This is a genomic window from Candidatus Avedoeria danica, from assembly GCA_016703025.1.
GTDB lineage: Bacteria > Chloroflexota > Anaerolineae > Epilineales > Epilineaceae > Avedoeria > Avedoeria danica.
The window spans coordinates 598,564-611,510 of the sequence record JADJCV010000004.1 but is presented as its reverse complement, the minus strand read 5'-3'; the positions used below and the strand labels follow the sequence as shown (position 1 = coordinate 611,510).

Below are 12,947 nucleotides of genomic sequence, written 5' to 3'. Positions count from 1 at the left end.
ACACTTGCGCGCTCATGCGTGCACGTGACGCCGCACCCCAGCGAGCCAAGATGCCCATTTCAGCCACTGATCGCGCCACCCTGGACGCGCTGCTGACCGCCCACCGCCCCTCTGACGGCGCCGAGGCCGACAGCTTGGTGCGGATCCGCGCCTTCGTCGATTCCGCCACGGAGCCGTTCGACCGCCGCACGCTCCCGGGTCACCTCACGGGATCCGCGTTCGTCGTCGACGGCGACGGGCGGCTGCTCCTGGTGCATCACCGACGGCTCGGCCTCTGGTTGCAGCTCGGCGGGCACGCGGAGGGCGAAGCGGACGCGGCGGCCGTGGCGCTGCGCGAGGCCATCGAGGAGTCAGGACTGGACCATCTGGTGTTCCACCCCGCCGTTTGCGACGCGGCAGGCCGACCGCTCCTGCTGGATGTCGACGTGCACCCCATCCCGCCCGCGGGCGCGGAACCGGCCCACCTCCACTTCGACCTGCGGTTCCTGCTCACGACCACGCGGCCGGCCGACGTGGCGCACGTCGAGGCCGAGAGCCACGCGCTGGCCTGGGTCGAGCTCGACGAGGCGCGGCGGCGGTGCGACGCCGGGATCGGGCGAGCGGCAGACAAGATCGAGCGGGTCATCCGGGACGGGGCCGCCGGCGCGGCGACGAGCGCGCAGGCCACGGCGACGGGCCTCGAGTGACGCAACCGTTTCCGGCAGCGGCGCGGCCGGCGCCCGGCGTGCTCATCGTCGGCGCGACGTCGGCGATCGCGGCCGTCGTCGCCCGGCACTACGCCGCGCTGGGTGCGCGCCTCGTCGTCACGGGGCGCGACGGCGCCAAGCTCGACGGGGTGGCACGCGAGCTGCGGGCAGCGGGCGCAGCCGCCGTGACCGCGATCGTCGTCGACGTCCTGTCGGCCGAGGAACGCGACGACGTCATCGCCGCGGCGGCCGGTGCGCTCGGCCGGATCGACGTGGCGTTGATCGCGCACGGCATCCTGCCGGACCAGGCGGAGTGCGATCGGAACGTCGCCGCCACGCTGCGGGCGTTCGAGGCGAACGCATCCAGTATCCTGGCGCTGCTCGTGCCGCTGGCGGCGCACATGGTGGCGGCGCACGGCGGGACGATCGGCGTGATCACGAGCGTTGCCGGCCAGCGGGGCCGGCGCGAGAACTACCTGTACGGCGCGGCCAAGGCGGCCGTGAGCACCTACCTGCAGGGGTTGCGGAGCCGCCTTCACCCGTTGGGCGTCGCCGTCGTCGACATCCGCCCGGGACCGGTGCGGACCCCGATGACGGCGCACAAGCGTGGCAGGCCGTGGTTCGTCGGCGCCGAGCGGGCAGGCACGCTGACGTTCCACGCGCTGCGCCGGCGGACGGACGTGGCGTACGTGCCGTGGTGGTGGGGACCGGTCACCGTCATCGTGCGACTGGTGCCCGAGTGGGCATTCAAGCGGACGAACGTGCGCGCCTGAACGGGGCACGTCATGCCCTGTTAAGTGTCGCGGTCGCGACCAATGGCCGCGACCGCGAGCACGAAGGGGGGAACCGGAACGGCGCGCCGTGACTGACACGTGGCGCCACGCGCCGCTCCGCTTGAATCGATCCAATGGACCGGCCGCTCGTGCATGGCTGGCGCGATCCCGGTGGATGGTGACACGCGTGCGGCAACGAAGGTTACACGCGCCCGGCGAAGTCCGTCGCGGCGTCGCGTTCCGGCGCGGGCCGGTCTACAATCGCCGGCCGTTGCGCTTCCTGTCTGATGTCTTTGCGCCGGTTGGTCACACGACCGGCGAGTCGCCAAACTGGGGGGGATCGCGTGCCGATGATGCGCCAGGCCCTGCTCGCCCTATCGCGCTCGAAGCGGCTGGCCCGCTTCATGACGGAGAGCCCGCTGGCCTGGACCGGCGCGCGCCGGTTCGTGGCCGGGCGGACCGTGGCCGAGGCCGTCGCCGCAGTCCAGGCCCTCAACCAGGAGGGCTTGTCCGCGACGCTGGACTATCTCGGCGAGAACGTCGCCACGCTGGCGGAGGCCGCGGCTTCGGCCGACGCCTATATCGAGGCCGTCGATGCGATCCGGGCGGCCGGCATCCACAGCGGGATCTCGCTCAAGCTGACCGCCATCGGCCTCGATCTCGGCGACGACGTCGCTGTCGAGCAGCTCACACGGATCCTCGAACGGGCGGCGACGAAGTCGCCACCGGTGTTCGTCCGTATCGACATGGAGGGCTCGCCGTACACGGCGCGCACGCTGCGGATCTTCCATACCGCACGAACGCATTTCCCGCACCTCGGCATCGTCATCCAGTCCTACCTGCATCGCACGGCCGCCGACGCCGAGGCGCTGGCCGCCGCGGGCGCGCACGTCAGGATCGTGAAGGGCGCCTACCTCGAGCCGGACGAGATCGCGTTCCAGGACAAGGCCGAGGTCGACGCCGCCTACGCCGCGCTCGTTGCGCGCCTGCTGGCGGCCGACGCACGCGCGAACGGCACGTACGCCGCCGTGGCGACGCACGACCCGGCGATGATCGACGTCGCGAAGGCCTTCGCCGCGCAGCACGGTGTGCCGCGCGACGCGTTCGAGTTCCAGATGCTCTACGGCATCCGTCGCGATCTGCAGCGTCAGCTGGCCGGCGAAGGGTACCGGATGCGGGTGTACGTTCCGTACGGCCAACAGTGGTACCCGTACTTCATGCGGCGACTGGCGGAGCGGCCGGAGAACGTCGGGTTCATCCTGCGAAACGTGATGCGGGAAGCATAGGCGGCGCCGGCGGAACGCCGGGCGGCGATGCCGTGTCCCAACGGCTGATCGCATCGCCGCCCCCCAGATCCGGAGTCGCCGATGGCCCGCGCCGGCTTGGCCCGCACCGTGTTCACCACCCCCTTCACGACCTTTGTTGCCGCCGGCGTTGCCGCCGCCGTCGTCGCCGCCTCGTTCGGAGACGACGACCGAGTGCCCGGGCTGCGCGCCGTGCGTGCCGAGGACGGACCGATGCCGGCGTCGCCGGAGCGGCACAGGGCCTTTCTGCCGTTCGCCGCCCGGAACGACGCCTGGGCGCCCGGACCGCCGCGCGGCTGGGGCACGCAGTTCAGCATGGAGTTCGACGCCGCCGAGCACGCCCTCGACGTGTCCGTCGACCTGCCCCGCCTCGCCGCGGCCGGCATCGGCAGCCTGCGCACGAACCTGTACTGGCGGGACGTCGAACCGACGAACACGACGCCCGATCGGTTCGACTGGTCGCGCTACGACGACCGGCTGGCAGCGTACTCGGCTGACGGGCGGGACGTCGTCGTGAGCATCGTCGCCTACCCGAAGTGGGCGATGGTCTACGGCTGCGGCTTCGGCTACACCACGCCGGAGATGGCCGACGAGTGGCGGTCGTTCGTGCGCGCCGCGGCGGAGCGCTACCGCGCGGCGCCCTATCGGATCGCCGCCTGGGAGATCGGCAACGAGATCGACGGCAAGACGACCGTGACGGCGGACGACCGGAAGCGGCCGCCGGACTGGGGCGGCGACGAGCCGGCGGCGCAGACCGGCGGCTGCTGGGGCAACCGCGTGGCGGAGTACGTCGATTTCCTGCGGGTGGCCCACGAAGAGGTCAAGCGCGCCGCGCCCGGCACGCGCGTGACGTTCGGCAACCTGGCGTATGCCGACGTCGAGGAGCGGTTCCACATGGACTTCCTCGACCGGTTCCTCGAGCTGGGCGGCGGCAGCTTCATCGACTATGCCGGCTACCACTGGTTCCCCGATGTCCAGGCCGCCTTCCCGACCGAGCCGCTCGGCCCCGACCTGTTCTATCGCTTCCGCGCCACGCTCCGCCGGCACGGCGTCGGCGTCCCGATCTGGATCACGGAGACGAACCGCGGCACGAACGAGGGCAGCAACGCGCTGGATGCCCGCCAGGTGACGTACCTCACGCAGCTCCTGCCGCGCGTCCTCGCCGCCGGCGACGTCGAACGCGTCTATTGGTACGCCTGGGGCGACTTCCCGGGCCAGGTGCCGGGGTTCTGGCAACGCGGCCTGATCCGCGCGGATCGCTCCCCCAAGCCGGCCCTGTACGCGCTGCCGACGGTCCGGCGCTTCACGAACGGCCGCGGTTCCGTCCTGCGCGACGACGACATCGTCGCGTTGGCCTTCCAGGTGCCGCGCGCCCTCGACCGCCATGTGATCGCCTGGAGCCCCGACGGCCGGTCCCGCACGCTCGACCTGCCGGCCGCGCCGGGCGAGACGGCCACGGTCACGACGTTGCCGATGGAGATGCTGAGCGCCGGCAGGTGCTGCGCGGTGCGGCAACTGGGGCAGCGGGATGGGCGGTTTCGGGTGGCCGTCGGGGCGGAGAGCGTGCTCGTCGAGGTGCGTCGGGAGGCGACGCCGGGGGCCTCGGCCCCTGGCGTCGGCCGCATGCGTTCGCCCTGGGCGGACTGGCCGCGCTCGGGGCGCAATGTTAGAATCGCCGCCGCCGCGCCACGCCCCACAGGACGGATCGGACCGCCATGACGCCTGCCAGCCTGCCCGAGCTGCTCGTCGCGCTGCCGGCGCTGGCCGTCGTGATGGCCGCGCTCGTGATCGTGCTCGTCGAAGCGCTCTGGCGCCGGACGAACGCACGGCTGATCGACGGCATCGCGCTCGTCGGGCTTGGTGGGGCGGCGTTCCTTGAAACGCTCTCGTTGCGCTCAGGCGGCGACGGGTCGGCCATCTACCGCGGCGCGGCTTCGGCGGTCAGCGGGCCGGCCACCGCGCTCGTGCGACAGGACGCGCTGGCGGCGTTCGGCGGCTTGCTCATCCTCGTCGCGGCCGCGTTCACGGTGCTGGTGGGCGGGGCGTACGTGGCGCGGCGCGGGCTGCGTCAGGCCGAGTACACGGCCGTCGTCCTGTTCGCCGCCGCCGGCATGCTGCTGCTGGGCGCCGCAGCCGACCTGATCATGATCTTCCTCGGCGTCGAGGCGTTCTCGATCGCGCTGTACGTCCTGTGCGCCTTCCGGTCCGGCGACCGCGCCGGCTACGAAGCGGCGCTGAAGTACTTCGTTCTCGGCTCGTTGGCCGCCGGCTTCCTGCTGTACGGCACCGCGCTCGTGTACGGCGCGACGGGCAGCACCGAGCTGGCGCGGATCGGACAGGTACTGGCCGACCCTGACGGCGGTGGAAGCGCGGGCCAGCTGAGCGTCGGACTGGCGGGCCTCACGCTCCTCCTCGTCGGCCTTGGCTTCAAGATGGCGCTCGTGCCGTTCCACCAATGGGCGCCCGATGTCTACCAGGGCGCGCCGACGCCGATCACCGGCTTCATGGCGGCCGCCACGAAGACGGCGGCGACGGTGGCGCTGATCCGTGTGCTCTGGACGGCGTTCGGCGGCCTCTCCGCGACGTGGCTGCCGGCGGTGGCCGCGCTGGCCGTCGTCACGATGGTCGTCGGCAATCTGGCGGCGATCGTCCAGGCGGACGTCAAGCGGATGCTCGCGTTCAGCGCGATCGCCCAGGCGGGCTACGTCCTCGTCGCGCTCGTGGCGGCGACGACGGGCGGCGTGGCGGCGGCGCTGTACTACCTGCTGGCGTACGGTCTGGCCAAGCTCGGTGCGTTCGGCGTGCTGGCGCTGCTCGACGGGCAGGGCAGCGGTGGCGCGGACGACGATCCCGGACGCGGCGGCCCGGCCGCCGATCGCCCTGCCCCTGGTCCGCGCGACGCGACGACGCTGGCGGACCTGGCGGGCCTCGGCCGCACCCAGCCCTGGCTGGCCGCGACGATGACGATCTGTTTGATGTCGCTCGTCGGTCTGCCGCCGATGGCCGGATTCCTCGGCAAGTGGATGATCTTCCAGTCGGCCGTCGACGGCGGCTGGACGTGGCTGGCGGTCGTGCTCGTGTTGAACACGGCGCTTTCGGCGTTCTACTACCTGCGGCCGATCGGCTGGATGTACATGGTCGAGCCCAAGGGCAACACCGTGTCCGACGGCGACACCGTGCCCGAGGTCGGCAGCGGGGCGAGCTTTGCGCTGACGGTGGCGGTACTCGGACTCGTGGCGGCGCTCGTCAGCGGCGGCATCGTGCGCGTCGCGCGCGCCGCCGACGCGTTCGACCAGCGGCGGCCGGACGCACCGGCGGGTCTGCCGCCTGAGCTCGGCACTGCCACTCCGTCGGTCACCTCGACGCCCGCGGGGACGGCGCCATGAACCCGTGGAGCAACGTCGAGAGCGTCTGCCTCCAGCCGCACGGCCCGCTCCGGCCGACGTTCTGCAACGTGCCGCCGTGGGCCGAAACGTTCCTCTACCTCGGCAGCGCGGTCGCGATCGGGATCTTTGCCTACGGCATCTGGCGCCACTACCGCTTGTGGCGCGCCGGCCAACCGGCGCCGAAGCGCAACTCGGGCGACTGGCGGGCGCGGCTGGGCACGTTCATGACCCACGTGATCGGCCAGCGTCGAACGGTGCGCCGGACGCTGCCGGCGATCTTCCACAGCGGGATCTTCTACGGCTTCTCTCTCCTGTTCATCGGCACGGTGCTGGCGACGATCGACTTCGACCTGCCGCTCGTGCTGAGCAAGGTCCCCGGGCTGGCGAACTTCGTCGATCCGAACGGCGCGGGCGTCGAGCTTTCGCCGCTGCGCTTCCTGCACGGCCCGTTCTACCTGGTCTACGAAGCCGTCCTCGACGCCGCCGGCGTGGCGCTCCTCATCGGGCTGGGCATCGCGATGTGGCGGCGGTACGTCGCCAAGCCGCACCACGTCCTGGCGCAGTGGGACTTCGTGATCTGGAGCCTCCTCCTCATCGACGTGACGGGCTTCCTTGTCGAGGGCTTGCGCCTGGCGTTCGCGCCGGTGCCGCACGGCGTCTGGTCGTGGGGCGGCTACGCGCTGTCCAAGGGCTTCCTGGCGCTCGGCCTCGGCGGGGAGTCCGTCGGGCTCGCGACGTCGCTGCACCTGTGGCTGTGGCTCGGCCACGCCGTGATCTCGCTCGGCTTCATCGCCCTCCTGCCCTTCTCGAACGCCGTCCACATCTTTTCGACGTCGGCGAACCTTGTCATGCGGCCGATCGGCATCGGCATCGCCGCCGGCGCCGCGCTCCAGCCGATCGACCTCGAGACGGCCGAGTTCTTCGGGGTCGGCAAGCTGGGCGAGTTCACGTGGAAGCAGCGCCTGGGGTTCGATGCGTGCGTGCGGTGCGGGCGGTGCGAGACGGTCTGCCCGGCCTTTCTGGCCGGGACGCCGCTGAACCCGAAGAACGTGATCCTGACGCTGGGCGACGCGCTGCGCGCCGAGCTCGACGCGCCGGCGATGCCCGCGGGCGAGGCGCCGATCGTCGTCGGCGAGGGCCAGCTCATCGCGCCCGACGTCCTCTTCAGCTGCACGACGTGCATGGCGTGCGTCGAGGTCTGCCCGGCCGAGATCGAGATCGTCGACGACCTCATCGACATGCGCCGCTACCTGACGCTCTCCGAAGGCGCGCTGCCGGGCACGACGTCCGTTACGGCCAAGAACATGAGCACGGCCGGCAACCCGTGGGGCTACTCGCCCGAGGACCGCACGAAGTGGACCCAAGGCGCCGGCGTGCCGGTGCCGATCGCCCAGCCGGGCGAGCATTACGACGCGCTCTACTGGGTCGGGTGCTCGGGCAGTTACGACAAGCGGAACCAACGAATCGCCCAGAGCCTGGCGCAGCTCATGCACGCCGCAGGGCTCAAGTTCGCGATCATGGCCGAAGAGAGCTGCACGTGCGAGAGCGCGCGGCGCCTCGGCGAGGAGTACCTCTACCAAACGGCGACGAACGCGAACGTCCTGAACATGAAGAAGTACACCTTCGACCGCGTCGTCTGCCACTGCCCGCACTGCTTCAACACGATCAAGAACGAGTTCCCGCAGTTCGACGGCGACTTCGAGGTCATCCACCACTCGCAGCTGCTCGAGGAGTTGCTGAACGACGGTCGACTGCAGATCCCCGAGGCCGTCCGTCAGAGCGTCGCCTTCCACGACAGCTGCTACCTCGGCCGCTACAACGGCGAATATGACGCCCCGCGCGCCTCGCTGGCCGCCGCGGGCGTCGACATCGTCGAGCTGCCGCGGTCCAAGGAGAGTGGGCTGTGCTGCGGCGGCGGCGGCGGGCAGATGTGGTTCGAGGGGTATGCGCAGAAGGGCGTGAACGTCATCCGCCTCGAGGAGATCGTCGCCAGCGGCGCCGACCGCGTGGCCGTCGCGTGCCCGTTCTGCCTGACGATGCTCGACAGCGCGCGCGGGGGGGTGGGCGAGTCGGCGGACGGCGTGAAGGTGATGGACGTGGCGGAGGTGTTGGCGGAGGCGTTGGGGAAGGGGCGGGTACCGGGCGACTGACGAGCCACCGACCGGAGGAGCATTCGATGACCGTTCGACCGATCGGACGATGGATGCCTCGCCGCGCCCGCGTCGCCGCACTGGGCCTCGCCGCCCTGTCGCTGACCGTTCACGACTGGTCGGACACAGCGCCGTCCACGACAACCGCCGCATCTGACGCCCGTACGTCGCAGTCCAGCGTCGATGATGCGACGAGTACCCTCTGGCTGGCCAACTTGGATCCAGATCGCGGTGCCAACGTCACCATCGATCTCGTCCGTGAGGACGGTGCATTGACGCAGGCCTTGACCTGGCCCGGCCTGGCACCGTTCGCGAGCACGCGGCGCAGCCTCGGCGCGGAGCCGGCGGTCGGCGGCGGCCGGCATGCCGCGACGGTGCGTTGGAGCGGCGGCCGACTCGGACTGGTCACGTATGAGGACGGGCCAAGGTGGGGCGTTGCCGCCGCCAATGCCGTCGAGGCGGCGTCGTCGGATCTGGTCCTGGGCTACTGGGTGCGCAGCTACATCGACCAGAGTGGGCTGGTGACGCTCTTCAATCCCGGAAGCAAGGCGGCGGACGACATCGCCATCGAGTGGTACATGGACCGCGATCCCGGCGCCCCGGTCGTGACGACCCGGCTCGCGCTGGCGCCCGGCGCCGTGCGGACGATCGACATCGCGTCACCCGCGGAAGGCGTCGCTGTGGGCGATGGTACCCGTGGCTGGGCGCGCGTGCGGTCGTCCGTACCGTTGGCCGTGCAAGGGACCCTCGCGCAGACCGGCGGCAGCATGATCAGCGCAAGCGTCGAAGCCGTTCCAGCCGCCTCCGCAGCCCGGCGCTGGCACGTTCCTCTCGTGTATTGGAGCTGGTCGGACCGCGTGTCGATGCCCATCGAGTCGTTCACGTACGTCGTGAATCCGGGCAACACGACGGTTCAGGTGACCCAGACCCTGCAGGGACTCACCGAGGACTGCCGCGGCGTCCGGCAGGTGAACCCGCCCTCCGAGATTCCGGCCCGGGGTGCGGCCCTGTTCAGCGCATATCCGTTGCCGGGGCGTTGCGCCGGCAGCGGGCGCTTCGACGCGACAGGCGATGTGATCGTGACCGCGCTCGTGAACGAGCAGCACGGCGTGGTGCGATCGATCGGCCTGTACGCGCCGCAGCCGCTCGCGGAGGCCGTTGCGCACGCGGTGCTCCCGGCGCGGCGCGCTGTCGGTCCGACACGTCGGACCACCGAGTTCCATGTGCTCAACCCGGGGCCGGCCGCCATGAACGCCGCGCTGACGCTGCGCAACGCGGACGGGACGATCTCACCGTGCGGGGCTGCGTGTGCGTTCGCGCTGTCGGGCGACAGCGCGGTGCGGTTCGACCTGGCGGAGATGCCCGCAGTGCCGGAAGGATTCGACGGCAGCGTGTGGATCGACGGCGATGGTCCGCTGCACGCAGCCGCCTACGAGCGCAACGCGGCGTTTCCGGCGGACGGCGCCGTGTTTCGCGCAGTCGATGCACGGCGTCGCATGGGCGACGATCGGTCACCGCTTTCTCCACGGGTCGTGCGCGCCGTGACGCCGGTGCCGACGCCGACGGAAACGCCGACCGAATCGCCGACTGAGACCGTGGAACCGCCCACCAGACCCTCGACCCGAACGCCGTCGGCGTCCGACACGCCCTGGAGCGTTCCGGCGCCGAGCATGGTGCCGGTGCCGACCGCCTACACCGCGACCGGGCCGAGCTTGCAGGCCGACATCGTCGACCTGATCGCCTCGGGCGCCCGACGACGGCGCATGCGGCTGGCCGTGGACGGCGACCATGTGGTTCGGCTGCAGGAGGGGCGGTTCGATGCGTTCGAGCTCGGCGACGGCGAACCGCGCCACCTTGGGACCCTATTGCTGGCGTCACCGCTTCCCAATTGGACTGGGCTGTTCGTTTCCGGATCGGCGGCCGCCATCGTCTGCGACGGTGTCGTTCGCTTCATCGACCTTGCCGCACCGGGGGGTCCGCGTTTCGTCGAACACCACCCGGTGTCCGGCATGCTCGTCGCGACAGATGGGAACGACTTTTACCTCGGGCTGAACCCGGAGGGTCAGCCTATCGGCATCGTGACGAAGTACGTCATCGTCGACGGACACGTCCGACGCATGGCCGAAGCGCGCCCGTCGGGCACGATCCGCGCCCTGATCGCATCCGCTGGACGCGTGGGAGCGGACGTCGAGGCACCGGGCGGATCGAGGACGCTCGAGGTCTTCGAGACCCGGGTACCCGGATCGCTCGTCCCGACGCTGAGCGCGCCCTTGCCATTGGCCCCCGTCAGCCTGGGCCGTTCCTCGTTGCTGCTCCAAGATCGCAACGACGTCATCGTCTGGGACTTCACGGCGATGCCCTCTCCGACGGAGCGCGGGCGATGGCACCGCGCCGACGACGCGCCGGACTACACGCAGATCGTATGGTCGGCGTTCGAGGGCCCGGCCGACGACGTGCTCGTGCTGACGGAGATGAAAGCCAGCAACGGCGATATGATCGGCCACGAGCTCTTCCGGCTGCGCCAGGTCGACGGCGCTGGGCTTGAGGTTGTCAGCACGAAGGCTGCGCCGTCGGCGTTCGTGGCCTACGGCGGCGGTACCACGTGCTTCGTGCCGTGGATGCCCACGCCCGGCGGCGAGCTCACCTACTCGCAGCGCAATGAGGGGGCGTTTGTCTGTCGGACCGGCGACGAGCCGTATCGTGTGTTGCCGGCGGGCGAGGGCTGGCCCGACGGCGAGGTCGAGACCCGCTACCCGAAGCCGGTGAAGGTGTTCGAGGTGGACGGGACGTTCTACGTGGCTTCCAGCGGCTACACGTACCGCCTCGCCGACGACGGGGCAGGCAAGCTGAGGGCGACGTGGCGAGCCGAGGAAACGGTGGCCAGCTTCATCTACTCGATCTTTCATCTTCCGACCCGGACCCTGATCCAGCACGAAGGGAAGCTTGCCGACCTGTACGACGCGGGCGGCACGATCGGCCTGCGGGACACCGGCATTCCGGCCGAAGGGCCGCACGTGACAGATCCCGGCCTCGTCATCATGAACAAGTTCGCGGCGCCCGAGCCGAGAGTCGAGCTGATGCTACGCGATCCGGAGACGCTCGCGCCGCTCGGTTCCGCCGTGCTGCCGGGCTCTGCCGAGCCGAACGTCGTCGTGAACGGCGGCAGCCACCTCTATGTCCATACGGCCGCCGACACCTGGCTCAAGGTCGACCTCACCGTGCCGAGCGCTCCGCGGCTCGCGGGCGAGTTCACGTGGACATGGCGTGCTCCCTTCGTCGCCCGCGGGACGATCGCCTACACGTTCGAGAACGAGCAGCGCGAAGGGCCCGAGGCCACGCTGCGCCTCCGGCTAATCGATCTCGCCGCGGATCCGCCGCGCCAGATCGGCGTCGTCGACATCACGGACGACGTGCCCGTGGGCCATCCGGGGTGGTACCACTGGCTGTACCGCTTCGGCGACATCGTCTACGTCACGCGACCAACCGGTTGGATCACCCGCCTGGACGTTCGCACGCCGGGAGCGCCCGTGCCCTTGGCGCCGATCACGGTCATCGCCGAGAACGTCGAAATGCATGGGCTGCGGGACCATGTGGCGGCCGTGAGCAGCCACGGCTCCGAAGGCCAGGTCCTGTCCCTCGTCGGCGGCGCCGCTGATGCCGATCTCGGCGCCACGCGGCGCTGGCGCGGCTGGAAGAGCGGTGAGATCAAGAAGCTCAACGTCGTGGGCCGGCAACTCATCGTGGACAACTACGATCGGATCGAGCATCTGCGGTGGATGTACGACCTGTCCGACGCGGCGCATCCGGCTCCGCTGGGGAACGCGGACTACACGATCACTCCGCTGCTGGCCGGCGCCGATGGGATCCTGGCCATGAACACGGAGGATGGAGGCGTCACGGTGTGGGACGTCTCACAGGGCCACCGTATGGCCCCGACTGCCAAGTGGTGCATGGGGAACGGCCGCTGCCCTCCGCCGCCCGGCGGGCCGTATGTCCACGCCCTCGCCGTCGTCCGCCCGGCAGTCTACGCACTCGGGAGCGACGGTCGCCTGTCGGTCCTCGATGTGTCCACCCCGGGGCGGACGCGTCTGGTGGGCATGCACCATATGCCCGTCATGGGTCCGCTGCTCGTTGCTGGGCGTCGACTCCTGATCGGGTCGACGCCACCCTATCAGGTCGACATCACCGAGCCGTTCTCGCCGCGCCCGATCGGCCCGCTCGCAGGCGTGCCGGAGGGCCTAAGGCCGGCAGGCACGAGCGGCACGACTGCGGTCTACGGCGGCGGTCGGGACATCGTGTTCATCGATTTCGCCGTGCCCGAGCGACCGGAAGTGCGCGCACACCTGCGCCTCGAGGAGGAGTTCAAGACGTTGCACGCCACGGATGGGTGGGTGTACGCCTATCTGGACGGGGTGATTTGGGTCGTTCGCGTCGATGATCGGATCACGCCGCGGGTTGTCGGGCGGTTGAGCGTGCCTCCGGACGGACGAATGGCTGCGCTGGGCGATGTCGTGTACTTCGCGCACGACGACCGAATCGGCGTTGAAGTCCTGACCCGCTTCAGGCCAAAGACGAACCTCTGGCTGCCCGTGGCATTCCGTCCCCGCCGCTAGCACGCCTGCTGCTGGTGACGCGTCCCCGCCGTCCG

7 protein-coding genes are annotated in these 12,947 nt (G+C 70.7%); all 7 read left to right on the top strand.

Going from position 1 to position 12,947, the window contains the following annotated elements; all coding sequences use genetic code 11:
- The first annotated feature begins 50 nt into the window (after window positions 1-50).
- The 7 genes from IPG72_05760 (at window position 51) to IPG72_05730 (ending at window position 12,912) form a co-directional block, all read left to right on the top strand.
- A complete protein-coding gene (locus tag IPG72_05760) occupies window positions 51-686 on the top strand; it encodes an NUDIX hydrolase (GenBank protein MBK6768527.1) in 636 nt (211 codons plus the stop codon).
- The gene (locus IPG72_05755) at window positions 683-1,459 is read left to right on the top strand and encodes an SDR family NAD(P)-dependent oxidoreductase (GenBank protein ID MBK6768526.1); all 777 of its coding nucleotides are present in this window, start codon (window positions 683-685) and stop codon (window positions 1,457-1,459) included. Before IPG72_05760 ends, IPG72_05755 begins: the two co-directional genes overlap by 4 nt.
- A 350-nt stretch (window positions 1,460-1,809) precedes the next feature.
- Window positions 1,810-2,745 carry a proline dehydrogenase family protein gene (locus IPG72_05750; GenBank protein MBK6768525.1) on the top strand — a complete coding sequence of 312 codons (936 nt, stop codon included), beginning with the start codon at window positions 1,810-1,812 and terminating at the stop codon, window positions 2,743-2,745.
- A gap of 81 nt (window positions 2,746-2,826) precedes the next feature.
- Window positions 2,827-4,482, top strand: coding sequence for a hypothetical protein (locus IPG72_05745; protein ID MBK6768524.1), 1,656 nt, complete (start codon window positions 2,827-2,829; stop codon window positions 4,480-4,482).
- Entirely contained in the window at window positions 4,479-6,149 is a 1,671-nt protein-coding gene (locus tag IPG72_05740; GenBank protein ID MBK6768523.1) for an NADH-quinone oxidoreductase subunit N, read from the top strand. The genes IPG72_05745 and IPG72_05740 overlap by 4 nt, the downstream gene beginning before the upstream one ends.
- Complete coding sequence (locus IPG72_05735) at window positions 6,146-8,299, top strand: 4Fe-4S dicluster domain-containing protein (protein MBK6768522.1); 2,154 nt, start codon at window positions 6,146-6,148, stop codon at window positions 8,297-8,299. Before IPG72_05740 ends, IPG72_05735 begins: the two co-directional genes overlap by 4 nt.
- A 26-nt stretch (window positions 8,300-8,325) precedes the next feature.
- On the top strand, window positions 8,326-12,912 hold the full coding sequence (locus IPG72_05730; protein MBK6768521.1) for a hypothetical protein: 4,587 nt from the start codon (window positions 8,326-8,328) through the stop codon (window positions 12,910-12,912).
- Window positions 12,913-12,947: the final 35 nt, after the last annotated feature.